The organism is Lacunisphaera limnophila, assembly GCF_001746835.1.
GTDB lineage: Bacteria > Verrucomicrobiota > Verrucomicrobiia > Opitutales > Opitutaceae > Lacunisphaera > Lacunisphaera limnophila.
On sequence record NZ_CP016094.1, the window covers coordinates 2,135,800 to 2,155,846 of the forward strand.

The 20,047-nt window shown below is 68.3% G+C and carries 16 protein-coding genes; 12 read left to right on the top strand and 4 right to left on the bottom strand.

Annotated features, from left to right (window positions below; translation table 11 throughout):
• The first annotated feature begins 97 nt into the window (after positions 1 to 97).
• The 4 genes from Verru16B_RS17825 (at position 98) to Verru16B_RS08935 (ending at position 4,877) form a co-directional block, all read left to right on the top strand.
• Positions 98 to 1,750, top strand: coding sequence for a PAS domain S-box protein (locus Verru16B_RS17825; protein WP_083270223.1), 1,653 nt, complete (start codon positions 98 to 100; stop codon positions 1,748 to 1,750).
• A gap of 234 nt (positions 1,751 to 1,984) precedes the next feature.
• A complete protein-coding gene (locus Verru16B_RS08925; protein WP_069961958.1) occupies positions 1,985 to 2,728 on the top strand; it encodes a BON domain-containing protein in 744 nt (247 codons plus the stop codon).
• A 170-nt stretch (positions 2,729 to 2,898) separates the two neighbouring features.
• Positions 2,899 to 3,777, top strand: a complete 879-nt coding sequence (locus Verru16B_RS08930) for an SMP-30/gluconolactonase/LRE family protein (protein WP_069961959.1) — start codon at positions 2,899 to 2,901, stop codon at positions 3,775 to 3,777.
• A 50-nt stretch (positions 3,778 to 3,827) separates the two neighbouring features.
• On the top strand, positions 3,828 to 4,877 hold the full coding sequence (locus tag Verru16B_RS08935) for a glycoside hydrolase family 26 protein (protein WP_083270224.1): 1,050 nt from the start codon (positions 3,828 to 3,830) through the stop codon (positions 4,875 to 4,877).
• Here Verru16B_RS08935 and Verru16B_RS08940 read toward each other — a convergent pair.
• Complete coding sequence (locus Verru16B_RS08940) at positions 4,870 to 5,340, bottom strand: hypothetical protein (RefSeq protein WP_069961960.1); 471 nt, start codon at positions 5,338 to 5,340, stop codon at positions 4,870 to 4,872. The two genes, Verru16B_RS08935 and Verru16B_RS08940, sit on opposite strands and share 8 nt — an antisense overlap.
• Before the next feature lie 153 nt (positions 5,341 to 5,493).
• Between Verru16B_RS08940 and Verru16B_RS08945 the strand changes: the two genes are divergently transcribed.
• On the top strand, positions 5,494 to 6,708 hold the full coding sequence (locus Verru16B_RS08945) for an AGE family epimerase/isomerase (protein ID WP_069961961.1): 1,215 nt from the start codon (positions 5,494 to 5,496) through the stop codon (positions 6,706 to 6,708).
• Positions 6,709 to 6,818: 110 nt separating this feature from the next.
• A complete protein-coding gene (locus tag Verru16B_RS08950) occupies positions 6,819 to 8,039 on the top strand; it encodes a glycoside hydrolase family 130 protein (RefSeq protein WP_069961962.1) in 1,221 nt (406 codons plus the stop codon).
• 114 nt (positions 8,040 to 8,153) lie between these two features.
• On the opposite strand, the gene Verru16B_RS08955 is transcribed toward Verru16B_RS08950, so the two are convergent.
• On the bottom strand, positions 8,154 to 8,645 hold the full coding sequence (locus Verru16B_RS08955; RefSeq protein WP_069961963.1) for a YchJ family protein: 492 nt from the start codon (positions 8,643 to 8,645) through the stop codon (positions 8,154 to 8,156).
• A gap of 130 nt (positions 8,646 to 8,775) precedes the next feature.
• Entirely contained in the window at positions 8,776 to 10,488 is a 1,713-nt protein-coding gene (locus tag Verru16B_RS08960) for a CRTAC1 family protein (RefSeq protein WP_069961964.1), read from the bottom strand.
• Positions 10,489 to 10,558: 70 nt separating this feature from the next.
• Here Verru16B_RS08960 and Verru16B_RS08965 point away from each other — a divergent pair, with 70 nt between their 5' ends.
• The 6 genes from Verru16B_RS08965 (at position 10,559) to Verru16B_RS08990 (ending at position 18,909) form a co-directional block, all read left to right on the top strand.
• Positions 10,559 to 11,641 (top strand): sensor histidine kinase, encoded by a 1,083-nt coding sequence (locus Verru16B_RS08965; RefSeq protein ID WP_069961965.1) that lies wholly within the window; start codon positions 10,559 to 10,561, stop codon positions 11,639 to 11,641.
• Between the two features lie 45 nt (positions 11,642 to 11,686).
• Positions 11,687 to 12,418, top strand: a complete 732-nt coding sequence (locus Verru16B_RS08970; RefSeq protein WP_069961966.1) for a LytR/AlgR family response regulator transcription factor — start codon at positions 11,687 to 11,689, stop codon at positions 12,416 to 12,418.
• 96 nt (positions 12,419 to 12,514) lie between these two features.
• Complete coding sequence (locus Verru16B_RS08975) at positions 12,515 to 14,497, top strand: TonB-dependent receptor plug domain-containing protein (protein WP_069961967.1); 1,983 nt, start codon at positions 12,515 to 12,517, stop codon at positions 14,495 to 14,497.
• Positions 14,498 to 14,578: 81 nt separating this feature from the next.
• Positions 14,579 to 15,157: a TOL_0243 family YfiR-like periplasmic protein gene (locus tag Verru16B_RS08980; RefSeq protein WP_069961968.1), complete on the top strand. Its 579-nt coding sequence runs from the start codon at positions 14,579 to 14,581 to the stop codon at positions 15,155 to 15,157.
• Positions 15,154 to 17,952, top strand: coding sequence for a PAS domain S-box protein (locus tag Verru16B_RS08985; RefSeq protein WP_069961969.1), 2,799 nt, complete (start codon positions 15,154 to 15,156; stop codon positions 17,950 to 17,952). The genes Verru16B_RS08980 and Verru16B_RS08985 overlap by 4 nt, the downstream gene beginning before the upstream one ends.
• A 126-nt stretch (positions 17,953 to 18,078) precedes the next feature.
• A complete protein-coding gene (locus tag Verru16B_RS08990) occupies positions 18,079 to 18,909 on the top strand; it encodes a hypothetical protein (RefSeq protein WP_157772357.1) in 831 nt (276 codons plus the stop codon).
• A 71-nt stretch (positions 18,910 to 18,980) separates the two neighbouring features.
• Here Verru16B_RS08990 and Verru16B_RS08995 read toward each other — a convergent pair whose 3' ends face one another.
• The gene (locus Verru16B_RS08995; RefSeq protein ID WP_083270226.1) at positions 18,981 to 20,033 is read right to left on the bottom strand and encodes a transporter; all 1,053 of its coding nucleotides are present in this window, start codon (positions 20,031 to 20,033) and stop codon (positions 18,981 to 18,983) included.
• Positions 20,034 to 20,047: the final 14 nt, after the last annotated feature.

Consider the following 20,047-nt stretch of genomic DNA (forward strand, 5'->3'; position numbering starts at 1 on the left):
CGCCGTCTGTCGCGATGTGGCGCACACTGGGCTGGGCGGGAATCAAGGCCCGCCGCCCGGGGGCGGGACTGCGCCCTCACTCACCCCACGCCCCCCCGTGTTCACCCCCAGCCCAGCCGCCCGGCCGGACCAACGCGCCGACCACGCGGAAATCCAGCGTCTGTTCGAGGAATACATCACGCTCTACGCCGGCCGCGACGACCGGCTCACCACGTGTTTCAGCGAGGATTTTTCCGGCTTCACCGGCGGCGGGGATTTTCTGGTGGATGACCGGGCGGAGTGGGTCGCGATCACCCGGCAGGATTTCGCCCAGGTCAAGGAGCCGCTCCGGATCGAGCACAAGGATCTGCGGATCCAGCCCCTGTCGGCCACGATCGCGGTGGTGACCGCGTTTTTTGCCATTCACCTGCCGATCAAGGATCACGTCCTCTCGCGCGAGACCGCCCGCCTCGTGCTGGTTTTCCACCGGGAAGCGGGGAACTGGAAAATCGCGCACAGCAGCATCTCCATTCCCTACCACCTGGTGCGCGCAGGTGAGGTCTACCCGATGCAGGCGCTCACGGAGCGAAACCAGGAACTGGAAAACCTCGTGGCCGAGCGGACGGTCCAGTTGCAAACCAGCGAAGGCCGTTACCGCTCGATTTTGGCGGCCAGCCCGGATGACATCACGATCACGGACAAGGACGGGCGGATCCTCATGGTTTCACCGTCCGCTTACACGTTGTTCGGCTATGAGCGGACCACGGCCTTTGACCAGCGCACGGTCTTGGACTTCATCGTGCCCGAGGAACGGCCGCTGGCCCGCCAGCACTGGGTCGACCGGCTGGAAGGCCGGCGCAAAGGACCGGCCGAGTACCGCGGGCTCCGGGCGGATGGCAGCACGATCGCCATCGAGGTGAATGCAGAATTCATCCGCGACGCGGCGGGCGCGCCCACGGGCATGGTCATCATCATCCGCGATCTCACGGAGCGGAAGAAAGCCGACGCGGAGAGGGAGCGGCTGGAGGCCCTGAACCAGCAGCTCCAAAAGGCGGAAAGCCTGGGGCGGATGGCTGGCGCCATCGCGCACACTTTCAACAACCAGCTCCATACGGTGATGATGAGCCTTGATCTGGCCTTGGGCGACCTCCGGCGGGAGGACGGGCCCGGCCCGGCCCAGAAGATCAACCTGGCGTTGAGCGCGGCCCGCAAGGCGGCGGAAGTGAGCAGCCAGATGCTCACGTACCTGGGTCAGTCGGCCGCCACCCGGCAATCCTTGGATCTGGCGGAGACCTGTCGGCGCGGCCTGGGCCTCGTGCAGGCCGCGATGCCACCCGAGGTGAAACTGGCCACGGCGTTTCCCTGCCCCGGGCCGTTGGTGCACGCCGACGCGCGCCAGTTGCAGCATGTAGTGACCAACCTGGTGACCAACGCGTGGGAGGCGTCGGGCGCGGCGCCATGCGTCGTGAACCTGGCCATCAAGACCGTGGATGCGGCCGCCCTGCCCACGGAGAACCGGGTGCCGCTCGAATTCCAGCCGCAGGGCACCACGTATGCCTGCCTGGAGGTGGCGGACGAGGGCTGCGGCATCCCGGCCCCGGACATCGGAAAAGTCTTTGATCCGTTTTTCACGACCAAGTTCACCGGGCGCGGGCTTGGCCTGGCCATGGTTCTGGGCATGGTGCGGGCGAACAAGGGCGCGATCGCCGTGGAAAGCGCCCCGCAGCGGGGCACGGTCTTCCGCGTTTACCTGCCGGTGGTGGCGCGCTGAGGGATTCCCGGCCGTCGTGCGGGATTGCCGGATCTCGCGTGTCCCGCGTTTGAAACGGCGACTTGGGCGCAGGCTCCCAACTATAACTGGTCGAAGCAGCTGGCCTGCTCAGGGGTTGCAGGTTCCGGTCTCCCGCCGGGACGATAGCTGTCGTGGTGGCGGAAGCGCGCGCGCAGCCTCGGGCTTTCTCCTGCCAGCGTGGCCGCAAGTCCGGCGGGTTATTCCACCTCCCTTATGCTCCCGACCCTGCTTCTCCGCCTTGGCCTGCTCCTTGCCCTCCCCGTCGTCATGGCCGGGTCGCTGGTGAATGATCGTCAGATCGAAACCGCCGCCCGCCGCAGTTTTGTGCTCGGCACCGTGCTCGAGGGCCGGGTCAAGGTGTCGGCCGACTTCGGCGTGCTCACGCTTACCGGCACGGTGGAGGATGCCGCCGACCAAGCCGTGGCCGCGGACACGGTGAGCCGCATCGCCGGGGTGTCCGGCGTGGAGAACAAGCTCACGATCCTGGCCACCCACCGCGAACAATCCGATCGGTGGATCGCCCGGATCATCCATCGCCACCTGCTGGTGACCAAGGGGCTCAGCGCCGTGCCACCTACCATCACCGTCCAGGACGCCATGGTCACGCTCTCCGGTACGGTGGCGACGACCGAACTCAAGGCGCTCGCCGGCCGCGTGGCGGGCGAAATCAGCAGCGTGAAATATGTACGGAACAGCCTCACGGTCGCGGACGTACCCGCGACAGGTGACAGCGGCGCGGACCCCGTGGACGATGCCTCCGTGAGCGGGCTCGTCCAGGCCATGCTGCGCCGGCACGAGCCGTCGCTGGGATTGGGGTCCGTCATCACGACGGTGGCCGGCGTGGTGCGGATCACGGGCCCCGCCGTTACGGTCGCCGAAAAGGCCCTGATCACGCGGCTGGCGCGCGAGGTGTCGGGCACCCGGGTGGTCAACAACGAGCTGAAGGCCAACAACTGAGCCCTTGCAGTCGGTCGGTCTCCTCCGGCGCTGACGGATGCGATAAATCTCGCTAGGGTCGCGCGCGTGGGCGAGCTGGCGGAATGAAGGCCGTAAGGAGGACGTCATAGGATCAGCCGGTGTTTGTATAGCCCGCTTTCCTGGCTAAGGTCGGGTCACCCCTACCCCCGATGAAACACCTGCTTGCCTGCCTCACCCTCGTGGTCACCGCCAGCGGCGCCACCGCGCCCCAGCCCTTACTGCTTTGGGAAACCGACGGTTTCGTCGGTCCCGAATCCGTGGTCTTCGATCCGGCCCGCCAGGAATTCTACGTTTCCAACATGGGCACGCACGGCGGCGGGCAGACCCCCGGCGACGGTTTCATCAGTCGCGTCAGTGCCGAGGGCAAAATCCTCGAACTGAAGTGGGTCACCGGTTTCGACAACCCCAAGGGCCTGGCGCTTACCAACGGCCGGCTCTACGTTGGTGACGACAAGGACCTGACCGAAATCGACGTGGCGGCCGGCAAAATCTCCCTCCGTTACGCGCCGGCGGACGGTCCCGGCTCGTTCAACGACTGCACGGCTGATGCCGCCGGCAACATCTACGTATGCAGCGGCCGTCTCGACACGGTTTTCCGGCTCAGCGCGGGCAAGTTCGAGCCTTGGTTCAAACTCGACAAGGCCAAGACGGGAGGCCTCAACGGCCTGAAGGCGGAGAAGGATCGCCTGCTGCTCGGTGGCTGGTCGCTCCGCGGTGCGGATGGCAAGGAGCAGATCGGACACATTTCAACGGTGGCATATGCGGACAAGGCTTTCGGCCGGATCGGCGACCAGCCGGTGTGTCACGTGGACGGCCTCGAGCCGGACGGGCAGGGCGGCTACACCGTCACCGACTGGCTCACGGGCGACGTGCTGCACGTCACGGCCGACGGCAAGACGACCCCGCTCCTCGCGCTCGGGCGGGGCACGGCGGACCACGCCTACCTCATCGGCGAGAAGCAGCTCATCATCCCGCAGATGCTGGAACACAAGCTCCGCGCCTTCCGCTGGGCGCCGGCGGGCGAATGACTCGGGGTCGGCTTGAGTTTTCCGTGGGGCGTTCCCAGATTCGCCGCACGATGAGCCTACCCCGCCTGTTGCTGTCCTGCGTCGTGATCACGGTCGCCCTGCGCGGAGCGACCGAGCCCCCGCGACTCTGCGTGCCTGGCGCCTCGTCCGAGGCGGTGGCGCTCTACGATTTCCTGCTCGAGGTGTCCGGCAAGCACACGCTATCGGGTCAGCACTGCGTGCCGCTGGTCGGCGACACCCGCCTGCCCACGGTGCAGAAGGCCTTCGGTCATTACCCGGCGGTGTTCAGTCAGGACTTCGGGTTCAGCGAACCCGGCACCTGGGACGGCATCAATTACCGCCAGCGCATCGTGGACGACGCCATCCGCCGCCACGCGGAAGGTTTCATCATCAACCTTATGTGGCATGCGGTGCGGCCGACCGACGACGAACCCGTGGCCTTTGAGAAATCCATCCAGGGCAAGCTGACCGACGCTGAGTGGCGGGAGCTGCTCACCCCGGGCACCGCGTTGAACGAGCGCTGGCAGTCGCAGGTCGACGTGATCGCCTTTTTCCTGCGGCAGCTGCGGGATGCGCGCGTGCCCGTGCTCTGGCGGCCTTATCATGAGATGAACGGCAGCTGGTTCTGGTGGGGCGGCCGGCCGGGGGCGGACAACTTCACCAAGCTCTACCGGATGCTCTTCGACCGTCTCACGCATTTTCACCGGCTGAACAACCTCATCTGGGTCTACGGACCCAACGAGGTCCGCACCAACGTCGCGCCGTACGCGGATTTTTTCCCGGGGCACGACGTCGTCGACGCGCTGGCCACGGACGTCTATTCCAACGGTTTCGCCCGGCACGATTACGATTCGCTCCTGGCGCTGGCCGCCGGCAAGCCGATCGGGCTGGGCGAGGTCGGACCGATCCCGACGGCGGAGATTTTGCAGGACCAGCCGCGGTGGGCGTGGTTCGTGGCGTGGTATGACCTGCAGGGGATTCCCCGCGAGACCCGCGCCGCCGTGAAGGCGACCTTCGACAGCCCGGTGACGATGAACTGGGACGAACTGCCTTGGGTGAACATCAAGCATCCCACGGTCCATTACCCGGTCATCAAGTGACCCGGGGTCGGGCGGCGGCGCGGCGCGCGGCCAGGGCGATGGGCAGGCCGATCAGGAAAAGGTGCGCCGCGGCGGGCCAGGAGAGGAGCGGCGGCAGCCGGAGCGGCACGGCCAGGGCGGATAGCGGCAGGACCACGCAGTTCATGCCGAGATAGACGACCAGCCCGTAGACCAGGCCGGCGGGCACCGGGTGGCGGAGCCATACCGGCCAGCGCCGGGCCAGGCCCCAAAACAAGGCCGCCCAGAGTCCCGCGATCAGGAAGTGGAGGCCGGTGCCGAGGGCGAAGGTGGACCCGCCGCCGGTGCGGGCCGCCTTAAGGCCGATCAGGCCGCCGGCGACATTTTGAAACACGCCCAGCGACCAGCCGTAGTACGTCAGCGCGAAAAGCCAGTCGAGGCCCCCGGCCAGCAGGCCGCCCCAGAGGATGGCCTTGAATGCAGGGGACCGGGGGGTGGGGGACATGGCGGGAGGCCAGCAGAACACCGTCCCTGGGCCAATCCCTTCCGGCGGCGGGGATCCCGGCCTGGGAACGTCGATTCCTGATTTAAAAAATGAGATTCCGCGTTGGGGATTTGCCAAGCCCCCCGGCAGCCTGCTCAATGGTATTTTCCCACGATGACCGTCGTTACCCCGACCGATCTGCTCGCCGCCATTGAGGCTGACCTGCGCGGCAACATCCTGCCGTTCTGGATCAAGCAGGTGGCCAACCGGCCTGCCCGCACGTTTCACGGCGCGCTCAGCAATGATCTGACCGTCGACCCGGCCGTCGAGCGCGGCGCGTTGTTGACGTCCCGCATCCTCTGGACCTACGCCGCCGCGCTGCGCCAGTATGGCGACGCGGCGTATCGCGCCATGGCCGACCTCGCGCACGAGGATCTCATGGCGCACTATCACGACGCCGGGCAGGGCGGGTTCTATTGGTCGATCGCTGCCGACGGTGCGGTCCTGCGTGACCGCAAGCAGGTCTACGGGCAGGCCTTCGCCATTTACGCCCTGAGCGAATACCATGCGGCGACCGGCCTGCGGGCCCCGCTTGACCAGGCCATCACGGTCTTCCAGCTGCTGGAGCGTCACGCGCGCGAGCCGGCCCACGGGGGCTACCTCGAGGCCTTCGCCCGCGACTGGTCGCCGATCACCGACATGCGGCTCAGTGCGGTGGACCAGAACGATCCCAAGTCCCAGAACACGATGCTCCATGTGATGGAGGCCTACACGCGGCTCCTCAACGTGTGGCCCGATCCCGGCCTGCGCCGCGCGCTGCGCGAGATCGTGGAACTGATGCTCACGCGCATCGTGGACGCCCGGACCGCCCATCTCGGGCTCTTCTTCACCGTGGACTGGCGGCGGACCTCGGACCGCATCTCCTATGGCCACGACATCGAGGCGGCCTGGCTGCTCACGCGCGCCGCCGCGGCCCTGGGCGAGCCGGCAGTGACCGCCCGGACCGAGGCCCTCGCGCTCCGGATCGCCGAGGTGACGCTGGCCGAGGGAACCGACACGGACGGCGCGATCTTCAACCTCGGCGACCCCACCGGCATCATCGACCCCAGCAAAGAGTGGTGGCCGCAGGCCGAGGCCGTGGTCGGCTTCCTCGAGGCTTTCCGGATTTCCGGGGAGGCCCGCTACCTCGCGGCCGCGGCCAAGACCTGGGGCTTCATCGCCACGCGCCTGATCGACCGGCAGCAGGGCGAGTGGTTTCGCGGCGTGACCCGCGAGGGGGTGGTGAACCCGGCGTTCGAGAAGGTCAGCTTCTGGAAATGTCCCTACCACAACGGCCGCCTGGGCCTCGAGGCCGTCGCCCGCCTGGGGATGGCCGCCACCGCCGGGTAATCCGGTTTCATGCCCTTGGCCGGATCGCCCCTGCGCAAAGAATCTTAATTTAGAACGGCCCCTCCTCCTGTTCAGTCCGGGTCGCACCCGCTAATCTTCTCCTTCCCCTGATGAAAAAGAAATCCCTCCTCCCCAAGATCAAGGCCCCGGCCGCGTGGACCAAGCGGCTGAAGCAGCTCACGGCCAAGCACGAGAAATTCCTCGCGCGCAAAAACCCGGTCGACCCCGAGTGGGACAATGGCGTGTTCGAGCGTTTCACCTTTCCCGCGATCACCTACCGCCACGCCCCGATTGAATGGCGCTATGACCTCAACCCGAAGACGAACCCGTTTCTGATGGAGCGCCTCGGCGTCAACGCCACGCTCAACCCCGGCGCGTTCTTCTGGAAGGGCAAGGTGCACATGGTCGTTCGCTTCGAGGGTTATGATCGCAAGAGCCTCTTCGCCATCGCCGAGAGCGCCAACGGCATCGACGGCTGGCGTTTCTGGGACGAGCCCGTGGACCTGCCCGAGCTGAAGCCCGAGACCAACGTCTACGACATGCGGATCACGTTCCACGAGGACGGGCACATCTACGGCGTGTTCTGCGCGGAGGCGAAGGACCCGAACGCCAAACCCGGCGACCTCTCCAGCGCGGTCGCGGTGGCCGGCATGGTTCGCACCAAGGATTTCAAAAAGTGGGAGCGCCTCCCGAACCTCAAGACCCCGGCCTCGCAGCAGCGCAATGTCGTGCTCCACCCGGAATTCGTGGACGGCCAGTACGCGTTCTACACGCGCCCGATGGACGGCTTCATCGACGTCGGCTCGGGCGGCGGCATCGGCTGGACGCTTTGCCGGGACATCACCACCGGGATCACCGGCCCGGAAAAGATCATCGACGGCCGCGCCTACCACACGATCAAGGAAGTGAAGAACGGCCAGGGCCCGGCGCCGATCAAGACGCCGCAGGGCTGGCTGCATCTTGCCCACGGCGTGCGCGGCTGCGCCGCCGGCCTGCGCTACGTCCTCTACATGTTCATGACCTCCCTCGAGGATCCGACGAAGGTCATCGCCCGGCCGGGCGGCCACTTCCTCGCGCCTTATGGCGGCGAAGGTTTTGGCGACGTGTCGAACGTCACCTTCACCAACGGCTGGGTCGAGTTGCCGGGCAAGGAACGCACCGTGATGATTTATTACGGCGGCTCCGACACCCGCTGCTACGTCGCCCGGACCAACGTCGCGAAGCTCGTCGACTGGTGCCTCAACACGCCTGAGGATGCCCTGACGACCCGCAAGGCCGTCGACCAGCGCCTCGCGCTCATCCGCGCGAACAAGCAGCTGCTCGGGAGGTAAGCCAAAAGCCTGGAGCTTCCGGACTGTAGGGCGGGGGTCGCCGAACCCCGCCTGCGTTCGAATACGCTAACACGTTCTAGGCGGGGTTCAGCGACCCCGCCCTACATCAGGACCTCAGGCGGCGACGCCGCAGCACTTCTTGTATTTCTTGCCGCTGCCGCAGGGGCAGGGATCGTTGCGGCCGACCTTGGGGGTCTCGCGGCGCACCGTCCGGCCGGGCTCGTTCAACTGGCCGGTGTAGACCCAGCGGCCTTCCTCACGGCCGAAAAGGGCGACCTCGAGGTGCTCGCGTTCCTCGCCCTCGGTCTTGAACTTGGCGGAAAAATGCACGGCGCCCAGCTTATCGTCGGGGCCGCCCTCCTGGGTCTCGATGATCTTGAGGCCGAGCCACTCGGAGCTCTCGGCCCACTTCTTGGCCTCGTCGGCGGCGAAGTCCTTGCGCTGGTCGGCGCTGAGCGAGCGCTCGAGGTGGGCAATGTCGCGCTTCACGTAGGCGGTGTAGCGCGAACGCATCAGCGCCTCCGCCGTCGGGGCGGGCGCGCCGCCGAGGATCGGACCGCAGCAGGTATCAAAGGTGGAACCGGAACCACAGGGACAGTTGCTCATGGAGCCGAGGCTCCATGAGACGGGACAAGTTTCAAGTAACAAGTATCCGGCATGTCCCTCGCGCCGGCGGTCGGTCAGCTGGGTTACGTGCCACCGGATCCTGGTCTCTGGGCCGCACCCCGCGACGCCCCTACGGTTCCCGGATGGCCAGGGTCTGGTTGAGGCCGGTGGGCCGGAGTTCCTGGACCTGGCCGGAGGGCCACTGGATCACGAGTTTGCGCACGCGGGCGTCATCGCCGAGGCCGAAGGTGAGGGTGGATTCCGACTGGGTCATGAAGCCGAGGGCCGGGCCGGCGGTCTGCGTGAGGACGCGGCGCGGCGTGTGCACCTCGACGCGGGCGCCGCCGGCGCCGGGCTCGCTGCGGGTGGCCGTGAGTTGCAGCCGCAGCCAGGGCGAGCCGGTGCGCTGGTCGTTGCGGAGCAGCACGGCGGGGCCGTTGTGCTGCGCGATCACCAGGTCCGGGTCGCCGTCGCCGTCAAAGTCGGCGGCCGCGACGCCGCGCGCCGTCAGGGCGGGCAGGGCGGTCTCCTCGTCGGCCAGCGGCTGCCAAGTCTCGCCCCGGGACCACAGCACCCGTGGCACGGCGGCGAAAGCGCGGCCGCCTTCAAATTTGTTGGTGCCGGGTTCGGCGCGGCCCTGGCCGGAGAACAGCTCGGGCCGGCCGTCCAGATCGAGATCGAGCACGACCACCCCGAGCTTGCTCGCGAGGGCGAGGCCGGCGGCGGTGTCTTCCGCCAGGCCCGCGGCGAGCAGGGCCTGCAGGCGGTCGCGGTCGCCCGGGCTTTGGGCGAAGGGCAGGGCGCTGGCCGAGGCCAGGCCGGCGGCGGCCCCTTCCTGGCGAGGGCCCTGCACCCCGGCCTGCCGCGCGAAGGTGCCGTCACCCTGCGCGAGGAACAGCGCCGGGCCGTGGTTGTGATAGGCGATCAGCAGGTCGGAGCGCCGGTCGCCGTTCACGTCGAGGACCGTGAGGGCCAGCGGCCAGGCCACGGGCCGGCCGGTCTCGGGGTCGATGTCCCGCAAACCGGCCGAGTCGGCGGCCGCGGCGAAGCGCCCGTCGCCGCGGTTGTGCCAGACGGTGGGCGGGGAGCTGAAAAAGCCGGTCGGGTTGCCGTAGGAGCGGCCCATCTCGGCGACGGCAAAGGCGGAGCCGAGCCCCACCTCCTGGGGCCAGCGGGCGTAGTGCAACACCACCAAGTCGAGGCGGCCGTCGGCATCCGTGTCGAGCCAGGCGGCACCGGTGCTCCAGGTGTTCTCGTCGCCGCCGAGGCCGGCAAATTCGGTGACATCCTCGAACCGGCCGCCCCCGAGGTTGCGGAAGAGCCGGTTGGTGCCCACGGCCGAGACAAACAGGTCGGGGTGGCCGTCGGCATCGTAGTCCCCGGCGGCGGCGGCCATGCCCTGCATCTCGGTGTTAAGGCCGGCGGCGGCGGTCACATCGGTGAAGCGACCGTTGCCGTCGTTGCGATAAAGCGCGCTGCTGCGGACCAGGCGCTTCTCGAGGGTTTCCTCCCAGGGCCACGGCGCCCCATTGACGAAAAACAGGTCGGGCCGGCCGTCCGCGTTGTAGTCCAGCACGGTGACCGCCCCGCCGAGCGTGGTCGGGGCCTCGTCGGCTCCCGGCCGGTGGCTGAAGCGCAGACCAGCCGCCGCCGTGACGTCGGTGAACCGCACCACCGGCGCACCGGTGCCGGCCGCCGGGGGAAAGAGCCACGCAAACAGCGCGCCGAGCAGGATGGCCGCGACCACGAGCGGCAGCAGCACCGGCAGCAGGGGCGGGACCACGGAGCGAACCGGCGGGTTCGCCGGCAGGGCGGGGTGGGGGCGGGCGGCAGGGGTGGTCACGGACGGATGCGAATGGGCGTGGACACGAAATGCTCCGGCGTCCTACATAGACGGCAACCCCTTTCACGCAATGACCGACCATCCCCTGTCCGGCCGATCGCTGCTCCGCTTCGCGGGCATCGGGACGTTCTGGACCCTGGTGGGCCTGGCCTTTGCGAGCCAGTTTTACCTGTCCAGCACCCTGCTGGGGCGCTCGGTGACCTGGGGCCAGGCCATCGGCTACTCGCTCGGGGACTGGTACGTGTGGGCGGTGCTCTCCCTCCCGGTGCTTTGGCTGGCGCGGCGTTACCCGCCGGAAGGCGCGCAGCCCTGGCGCACCGCGGCCATCCACCTGGCGTCCGCGCTGGTGTGCTCGCTCGTCTATGTGTTGCTGCGCTCGCTGGTCGGCGTGGCCCACAGCCGCCTGCTCGACGAGCCCGTGACCTTTGCCGAGGTCTTCCGGCCGCTGTTGGTGCGCACCTTCCCGTTCAACCTGCTGGTGTATGGCGTCATCGTGACCATCAGCCACGCCATCGATTATTACCGCAAGTATCACGAGCGCACGGTGCACTCGCTCGAGCTGGAGAAGCACCTCACCGAGGCGCGGCTCCAGTCGCTGCTCCGCCAGCTCAAGCCCCACTTCCTTTTCAACACGCTCAACGGCATCGCCTCGCTGATGCACAGCGACGTGCACGCCGCCGACAAGATGCTGGTGCGCCTCGGCGAGCTGTTGCGCCTGACGATGCACCACCCGGGCCAGCCGCTGACGAAGCTGCGCGAGGAGATCGCCTTCATCGAGAAATACCTCGAGATCGAGCGCATCCGTTTCCGGGACCGGCTCACGGTCGAGATCACGGCGGCGCCCGACACGCTCGACGCCGACGTGCCGAGCCTGATCATCCAGCCGTTGGTGGAGAATGCCATCCGCCACGGGCTCGAGCCGCACGCCCGCCCGGGCCGGATCACGGTGATGACGCGGCGCGAGGGCGGCGGCCTGTTGCTCGTCGTGCGCGACAATGGCGGTGGGATGCCCGCCGGCGGCTTCACCCGCGAGGGCATCGGCCTCGCCAACACGCGCGAGCGGCTCCGCGAGCTGTATGGCGAGCGGCACCGCTTCGAGCTGGCCAACCACCCGGAGGGCGGATTGGAAGTGCGGCTGTTGATCCCCCTCTAGGCCCTATAAGCCTTATATGCCCCATAGGCCCTATCCTCCGATAAAATGAAAATCCGCACCCTCATCGTGGATGACGAACCCCTGGCGCGGGACCGCTTGCGCGGATTCCTGCGCGCCGAGCCCGACGTCGATCTCATCGGCGAATGCGGCAGCGGCCCGGAAGCGGTGGCGCTGATCAAGGCGGCCACCCCCGACCTGGTCTTCCTCGACATGCAGATGCCGGGGTGCGACGGGCTGCAGGTCATCGCCCAGCTGCCGGAGGACCGGCGGCCCGCGATCATCTTCGCCACGGCGCACGAGAAGTTTGCCGTGGATGCCTTCGACCTGGCGGCGGCGGATTACCTGCTGAAGCCCTTTGACCGGGATCGTTTCCAGCAGGCCCTGCGGCGGGCGCAGGACCAGTTGCAACGCCTGCGCACCCCCGAGAGCCCGGCGGCCCCGGCCCCCCGGGCGGACCGGATCACGGTGAAGGCCGACGGCCGGCTGGTCTTCCTCAAGCCCGAGGAGATCGTCCGGGTCGAGGCGGCCGACAACTACGTGATGCTGCACCTGGTGGCCGGCCGCCTGATGCTGCGCGAGACCATGGCGGCGATCGAGACTCGGCTCGGCACGCTCAACTTCGCCCGGGTCAATCGCTCGGCCATCGTACACCTGGGCCAGATCCGCGAGATCCAGCCGGCGCTCCACGGTGATTACACGGTGGTGTTGCGCGACGGCACGAAACTCCCCCTCAGCCGCAGCCTGCGGGGCCGGCTGGACCGGTTCGCCGGCGGCTGAATGCGGCGGTGCACCCGTCGCGGGCGTGTTATTTTTTTGTGGCGCAGCCATTAGCCCATTGACCCCCGGGTCAGGTGTCATAACGCTTTAAGCTCAATGGCCCCGCCGTTGACCCACGCCCCGAAGCCGTCCGCCTTGAGCTGGATGGCGATTTCGCTCGCGAGCCTGGTCAAGGCGCAAGCGGCCGAGGAGGTGGGCCCGGCCGGGGCCCCGGCCATTCTCCGGGATCTTTCCTTCGAGGAGCTGGCCACGATCACGGTGACCACGGTGTCGAAGCGGCAGGAACAATATTTCAATGCGGCGGCGGCGGTGCATGTGATCACGGGCGAGGAAATCCGCCGTTCCGGCGCCCTGATGCTGCCCGAGGTGCTGCGCCTGGCTCCCGGCGTCGAGGTGGGGGCCATCAACAGCCGGTCCTACGCGGTGGCCATCCGCGGCTTCAACGGCACCGCGTCCAACAAACTCCTGCCGCTGATCGACGGGCGGTCGCTGTATTCGCAGCGGTTTGCCTCGACGATCTGGGACATCCGCGACCTGCCGCTCGAAGACGTGGAACAGATCGAGGTGATCGGCGGGCCGGGCGGCACCACGTGGGGGGCCAACGCCGTGAACGGCGTCATCAATATCATCACCAAATCGGCCCGCGACACCCAGGGCAGCCTGTGGGCGGCCACGGCGGGCAGCTTCGAAGAGGCACAGCTGTACGCGCGGCAAGGTTTCGCCGCCGGCCGCGATGGCTGGGCGCGGGTTTATGTGAAGGCGTTCCAGCGGGGCGAATCCGAATCCGTCAACGTGGCGGACAACAACGACGGTTGGTCCCAGGTGCGCGCGGGCTTTCGCTATGACCGCGAGCGCACGGCCGGGGACACCTTCACGGTCACCGGCGACCTGTTCACCAGTGATGCGGATCAACTCATTGCCGGCCGGGCCGACCGCGCCCACTCGAGCGGCGGGCACCTGCTGGCCCGGCACCAGCGTGCGCTCGAGGGCGGCGGGCAACTGCGGCTGCAGAGCTATCTGGATGTCATCCGCCGGGATTCCGGCGGCAACGTGTCCAAGGCGGACCTGTTTGACGTGGATGGTCTCGTGACCACGCCCGCCGAGGCGGCGGTCACGTATTCCGCGGGGGTGAACTACCGTCTCAGCCGGTTGACCGACTCGGTTGACGGCAGTTCGGGCACCGTGTCCGATTTCATGCCGTTGGAGCGGTACTTCAACCAGGGCGGATTTTTTCTGGAAGCGGCGCACCGGCCCCCGACCGCCAGCTGGCACCTCGCCGCCGGCGCCAAGATGGAATACAACGATTTCACTTCCTGGGAATTCATGCCGTCCGTCCGCGGCACCTGGATGCCCAACGATGACGTCACGTGGTGGGCCTCCTGGTCCCGGGCCTCCCGCATCCCCTCGCGTTTTGAAAACGACCAGCTGCTGGTCGTGAGTGCGCCCGGTTTCCAGAGCCGCACGTTCCCCAGCCCCGCGCTCAAGTCGGAAATCCTCGATGCCACCGAGCTGGGCTGGCGCTGGCGCGGTCGCGAGTCGCTGCATGTGGACGCGAGCCTGTTTTATCATCACTACTCGCGGTTGGTCACGGCCCGCACGCTGCCGGCGCCCGGTCCTTCCATGTTCAGCCAGGACCTGGACAATCAGGGCACCGGCACCTCGCGCGGCGCGGAGGTGCGCGTGGTTTGGCGCCCACGGTCTTGGTGGCAGCTGCAGGCCGCCTACACGTATCTCCACCTGGAGGTGGGCGTGGCCCCGGGCAGCAGCGACACGAACCTCGAGCAGGTCGAGTCGCTCAGTCCGCGGCAGCAGCTGTCCTTGCGCTCCTCCTGGAACATCGGGCCCCGCTGGGAGCTGGATGCCTGGTTCCGGTCGATCGCGCGCCTGCCCCAGCCCGGCCGGGTGATCCCCGGCTATGAGACGCTGGATTTCCGCGTGGGTCATCAGCTCGGAGACGGCTGGGAGGTGGTGCTGGCGGGCCAAAACCTGCTCGAGCCCGCCCACCGCGAATTTCGTTTTTTCACCGTGCAGGCCGCCGTGGCCCGGGGCTTTTACCTGCGGATTGAACGCCGCCACTAGCCCCCCGTGTCACCGATGCCCCTCCCACGCCCTGATCCTCACCGGTCCCCCCGCCGATCTGTCCGGCCGTGGTGCGTCCTGATGTTGCTCCTGGCCCCGGGGCTGGCGGCGGCCCCGCTGCCCGTGCCCCCGGTGGCGGCGATCGCGCCAGCCGTGATGCCGGAGTACAGCGTCAAGGCCGCCTACCTCGTGCGTTTCACCCGGTACATCGAGTGGCCGGCGGGCACCTTCGCTGACGCCTCGGCTCCGATCGTCATCGGCGTGCTGGGGCGCAATCCGTTTGGCGACCTGCTGGTGAAGTCGGTCGCCGGGGTCCGCAGCCAGGGGCGGGAGGTCCAGGTGCGGGTGGTGGCCAACCTGGAGGAAACGGCCGGCTGCCACGTGATCTTCATCGGTCGCGGCCAGGAGCGCGACGAGGCGTTGTGGCTGGAGGCGCTGCGGCAGCGCCCGGTCGTCACGGTGACGGATTCCCCGGAAGGACTGGCCCGCGGGGCGATCCTGAGCCTGTACGTCGAGGAAAAGGCCGCCGGTTCGCGCGTGGTCTTTGGCGCCAGCCTGCCGGCGGCGCGGCGCGCCGGCCTGCAGCTCAGTGCCGCGATGCTCCCCTCGGCGCGCCAGCTGATCCGTGGTGAAGAGGCCGATCCCGGGGAGGGCGTATGAGACGCATTGCGGTCGATACCCTGCGGGCCCGGCTCGCCCAGCTGATCGTGGTGGCCGTGCTGCTGGCCATCTTTGTCACGGTCTCGGTCCTCGCCGTCTACGAGGTCACCACCTTCCGGCCCCGGGTCCTGAGCAACGCCAAGGCGCAGGCCGACCTCATCGCGGAGATCATCGTGCCGGCCTTGGAATTCAATGACGCCGGGACGGCGCGGAAGCAGCTTTCCGTGCTCCGCCATGAGTCGATTGTGGTGGCGGCGGGGGTGTACCTGGCGGACGGCAGCCTGCTGGCGGATTACCAAAAGGACGGCACCGCGGTCGTGGTCCCTGTCGCCGCGCCGCCCCAGCAGGACCGCATCGATGGCCAGAAGGTCCTCGTCTCGGTGAAAGTGAAGTCCGAGGGAGTGGAAATTGGCCGGGTGTGGCTGCAGGCCAGCTTGCCGGGTTGGGCTTACCGGGTGCGGCAGTATGGGCCCCTGTTCGTGGTGGTGGCGGTCATTGTCCTGGGGTTGTCGCTGTTTATCGTCTGGGCCACGCGCCGCCAGATCACCGATCCGATCCAGTCCCTGGTCGAGACGGTGCGGCGCATCAGCGTGAGCCAGGACCTCGCGCTCCGGGTGCCCGAGAAGGACCAGGGTGAACTCGGGGCCCTGGCGCGGTCGTTCAACGAGATGCTCGGGGCGATCGGCCAGCGCGACCAGTTGCTGCGGCACCGCGACGCCCGGCTGGTGCGCCATAACGCCGGTCTCGCCCAGCTCAGCCGGGCGGACCTCGTGGATGAGTCCGGCTTCACCCAGGCCCTGCGCGGCATCACCTCGCTGGCGGCCGACATTCAGGAAGCGGAGCGGGTCAGCGTCTGGTTTCTGGATGAATCCATGGAGGCGATCCAGTGCATCGATCTTTTCGTGCGGGCCAGCCGGAGTCACACCGCGGGCGGGCGGCTCACCCGCGCCGACTATCCCTTTTACTTTGGTTTCCTCGACAAGGGCCGGGTGCTGGAAGTCTGCGATGCCAGCCAGGACGAGCGCACCCGCGAATTCGCCCCGCGCTACCTCGAGCAACACCGGGTGGGGGCCATGCTGGACGTGCCCATCCTCTGGCGCGGCGAGATTGTCGGGGTGCTGTGCCATGAGCACGTCGGGGCCGCCCGGTCCTGGCATGCGGACGAGACCGCGCTGGCGGTCGCCTTCGCCGAGCGCATCGCCCACCTGCTGGAGCGGCGCTCGACCCTGCGCGCGGATGCCGCGCTGCGCGAGAGCGAGGCGCGTTACCGGGATTTCATCGCCCAGGCCCAGGACGCCATCTTCACCCTGTCGCTCGACGGCCGGATCCAGTCGGTCAACGACGCCGCGCGCCGGGTCACCGGCTGGGAACTCAACACCTGGGTGGGGCATCGCTTCCAGCGGGTCCTGTTGCCGGAGGACCTGGCGGTGGCGGAGCAGCGTTTCGCCGCGGTCATCGCCGGCGAGAGTCCGCCGTCGTTCGAGCTCCGGATCCGCGCGCGCGACGGCGGCCTGGTCACGCTGGAATTCGCCGTCTCCCCCCAGCTCAAGGAAGGCCGCGTCATCGGCCTGCTCGGCATCGGCCGCGACGTGACCGAGCGCAACCGCGCGGAGGAGACCCAGACGCGCCTCGAGGCCCAGCTCCGGCAGGCCCAGAAAATGGAGGCGATCGGCAACCTCGCCGGGGGCATCGCGCATGATTTCAACAACATCCTGACCGCGATCATCGGGCACACGCAGCTGGCGGAGATGGATCTGCCGCTGCGGCACCCGGCCCGCGATGCGCTCGTCAACACCCTGGCGGCTTCGCATCGCGCGAAGGAGCTCGTCAACCAGATCCTGGCGTTCAGCCGCAAGCAGGAGCCGAAACGCGTGCTGCTCCATCTCGGCCTGGTGGTGCAGGAGTCCCTCAAGCTGCTGCGTCCCGTGTTGCCGTCCTCGATCGAGATTGTGACCCGGCTGCCCGAGGGTCTGCCCGGCATCATGGGGGATGCGACGCAGATGCACCAGGTGCTCGTCAATCTGGCGACGAACGCGGCCCAGGTCATGGCGGGGCAGGGCGGCCGGCTGGAGCTGGCGGTCGAGTTCGTGGTGGTGGACCAGGCGATGGTGCAGCAGCGGCCCCAACTCCGGCCCGGCTCGTTCCTGCGCCTGCTGGTGAGCGACACCGGGTCGGGCATGGACGAACAGACCTTGCAGCGCATCTTCGAACCCTTCTTCACGACCAAGGCGCCGGGCCAGGGCACGGGCCTCGGCCTCGCGGTGGTGCACGGCATCGTGCAGGCGCACGAGGGGGCCATCGTGGTCTACAGCCAGCCGGGGCAGGGCACCGCGTTCCACCTCTACTTTCCCGCGGTCGCGGTCACGGACACCGCAGCCCGGACCCCGCCGGCCCTCCCCGTCGCCGCGGCGGTGGCGGGTGAAGGCCGGAGCATCATGCTGGTGGATGACGACAGCCTGGTCCTGCTCGCCGCCGAGAAGGTGCTCCGCCGGGCCGGCTACCGGGTGATGCCTTTTGGTGATCCGGAGGCGGCGCTGCGGGCGTTCCAGACGTCGCCGACGGAATGCGATCTGATCGTCACCGACCTGACCATGCCGCGGATGCTGGGCACGAAGCTGGCTGCGGAGTGCCGCGCCCTGCGGTCGGACCTGCCGGTGCTGTTGACGACGGGCTTCGGCGGAGCGCTCGACCGGGCGGCCCTGGATCGGGCGGGCGTCGTGGCCATGGTGCAGAAACCCTTCACCAGCGAGTCCCTCCTGCGCGCGGTGGCGGAGGCGATGGTCCGCCCGGGTTAAGCCGGGGCACCCAGGCTTGATGGCTCTGGCTTGGGTCTGACCGGGGGCCGGCGGCCGCGGGGCGAAAATACGGGAATACTTTCGCCCAGCCCAACTCTCATCCGGGTGACATCGGGTCGATACATTTTGCTGGGTCTCCTCCTGGGCGGGGCGCTGGGGTTGCCCGCATGGGCGCAGGTGCCGTCTTGGGCCGTGGTCACGGGGATGGTCTGGCAGGACAATGTGACCAACGCCGAGCGTCCTTCGGACCTGATCGGTGCCTGGCAATGGCACACGGCGTTGAGCACCGAGATCGCGCACGCCGGGGCCGGCGGGCACCGCTGGCGCTCCTCCGCCGGCGTGCGGACGGAAGTCTGGCCGCGCTTTGAGGGGCTCAACCTGGTTGCGCCGGGGGTGGCGGGTGCCTGGGAATACAAACCGGGGGTGGGGCCGTACCGGCCGGTGTTCTCGGCGGACGGTGAGACCGAATGGATTGCCGCGCAGGAAGCGGCTCGGGCCGGGTGGGCCGGCGCGCTGCGCCTCCGGATGCGCCAGCGGCTGGGGGCCGCGTGGGAATTCTCCGCCGGGCATGAGTGGCGGCGCCTGGATGCACACGGCATGGCTTTCGATCGGACGGGACGCGAGTGGTTCGGCCGGTTGGAATATGTCCCGGTCCGGGACTGGATTCTGGCGTTGGAAGCGGCCGAGCGGGTGGGGGATGTGGTATCCTATTCCCAGCCGCCCCGCCCTGACCTCGTGGCGATCGGCAAACCGATCACCTTCGTGGACACGTTCGAGCAAAGCAGCCCCTGGATCGCGTATTATTTCCGGGCGCGCACCCGGAGCGGGGCCGTGGAGGTGATGCGCCGGTTCGGTCGCGCGACCCTCACGCTGCGGTACGAATTTCGCGATACCGTGCATGCGGGGCCGGGCTATCGGAACCGTCTCACCGCCGTCCGCTATGCGGTCCCGTTCTGAAGTCCCGGCCCGGCAAAACAAAAACGGCGGCGAAAAAATCGCCGCCGTCGAGAGTTGGTCCGTGTTCCTGCTTAGAGACGGAAGGAAAAGCTCGTGTTGATCGAGAAGTCCGCGAAGGCCGCGTCACCCAGACGGGTCGCGCCGTAGGTCATCGTCCGGCGGCGCTCCAGCGCGACGGGGACCGTCAGGGTGCCGGTGAAGCGGCCCTTGCTGAAGGTGAAGCCGGGTTCGACCGAGATGGCATACCCGGGGCGCCGAAAGCCGATGCTGCTACCGAACACGTCGCGGCCGGGCACGCCCTCGACGCGGCCGCCGAGGCTGAGGGTCACGCCGGGGACCTGGGCCAGGCGATAGTCCAGCCCGGTCCGGACCATGTAGGCATCCGGGATCGAGAAACCCGTGGCCTCGACGCGGCCCTCGGGGTTGAAGAGGTAGAAGGCGTTGCCGTAAGCGGAGAGGTTGCCCTTCAGGTGGTAGAAGCCCTGCAACTCGAGGTTGTAGCCCCACGCCCCGTCGCCGGGTTGGATGGACGAATCCACAAAGCGCTCGGTGGGCCCGGCGGGCCGGATGAACGTGTCCCGGGCCCGGTAGTCTCCGGTCGGGGCCTTGATGCCGAAGCCCAGGGCGACGTTGCCGCGGTGGTGATCGGCGTTGGGGTCAACCGCCCACCAGGCCGCGCTCACGCGCATGTCGCCGAGACCGGCGGCCTGGGTCCGGAAGCGCTGGCCGGAGGTGTTGCCCAGGTGTTCGTAGAGGGAGGTGCGGTCATGATCCACGAAGGGCAGGGTGAGCGTGGTGGTCAGGCGCTTCGACCAGGCGTAGGTCGCGCTGACATCGTAGAAGTACGATTCGTTGATCACCTGGGTCTGCTGTTCCTGGCGGTGTTTCTGCTCGGCGCCGCCGGCGTAGTGGCGGTCGGAGCGGAACCAGCGGATCGCGGTGCTGAGCGTCCAGTCGCCCGGCTCCATGTACCCGGAGCTGTCGGAGATCATGGCGCCGCCGCCGCCGCGGGCGATGACGCAGCCCTGGCCGAAAAGGGCGGAGGGCAGGAGGAAGAGGCCGAGCAGGCTGGTCAAGGCCGCCAGCGGAAGGGTGGGGTGACGGGGGGTAGGCGTGGAGTTCATGCGGGGACGGTGGG

Coding starts and splice junctions, on each gene's coding strand:
- Verru16B_RS08980 (WP_069961968.1), top strand. CDS start 14,579: ATGTTGCTCCTGGCCCCGGGGCTGGCGGCGGCCCCGCTGCCCGTGCCC.
- Verru16B_RS08995 (WP_083270226.1), bottom strand. CDS start 20,033: ATGAACTCCACGCCTACCCCCCGTCACCCCACCCTTCCGCTGGCGGCC.
- Verru16B_RS08935 (WP_083270224.1), top strand. CDS start 3,828: ATGAGCCTACCCCGCCTGTTGCTGTCCTGCGTCGTGATCACGGTCGCC.
- Verru16B_RS08925 (WP_069961958.1), top strand. CDS start 1,985: ATGCTCCCGACCCTGCTTCTCCGCCTTGGCCTGCTCCTTGCCCTCCCC.
- Verru16B_RS08955 (WP_069961963.1), bottom strand. CDS start 8,645: ATGAGCAACTGTCCCTGTGGTTCCGGTTCCACCTTTGATACCTGCTGC.
- Verru16B_RS08970 (WP_069961966.1), top strand. CDS start 11,687: ATGAAAATCCGCACCCTCATCGTGGATGACGAACCCCTGGCGCGGGAC.
- Verru16B_RS08985 (WP_069961969.1), top strand. CDS start 15,154: ATGAGACGCATTGCGGTCGATACCCTGCGGGCCCGGCTCGCCCAGCTG.
- Verru16B_RS08940 (WP_069961960.1), bottom strand. CDS start 5,340: ATGTCCCCCACCCCCCGGTCCCCTGCATTCAAGGCCATCCTCTGGGGC.
- Verru16B_RS08930 (WP_069961959.1), top strand. CDS start 2,899: ATGAAACACCTGCTTGCCTGCCTCACCCTCGTGGTCACCGCCAGCGGC.
- Verru16B_RS08975 (WP_069961967.1), top strand. CDS start 12,515: ATGGCCCCGCCGTTGACCCACGCCCCGAAGCCGTCCGCCTTGAGCTGG.
- Verru16B_RS08950 (WP_069961962.1), top strand. CDS start 6,819: ATGAAAAAGAAATCCCTCCTCCCCAAGATCAAGGCCCCGGCCGCGTGG.
- Verru16B_RS08945 (WP_069961961.1), top strand. CDS start 5,494: ATGACCGTCGTTACCCCGACCGATCTGCTCGCCGCCATTGAGGCTGAC.
- Verru16B_RS08965 (WP_069961965.1), top strand. CDS start 10,559: ATGACCGACCATCCCCTGTCCGGCCGATCGCTGCTCCGCTTCGCGGGC.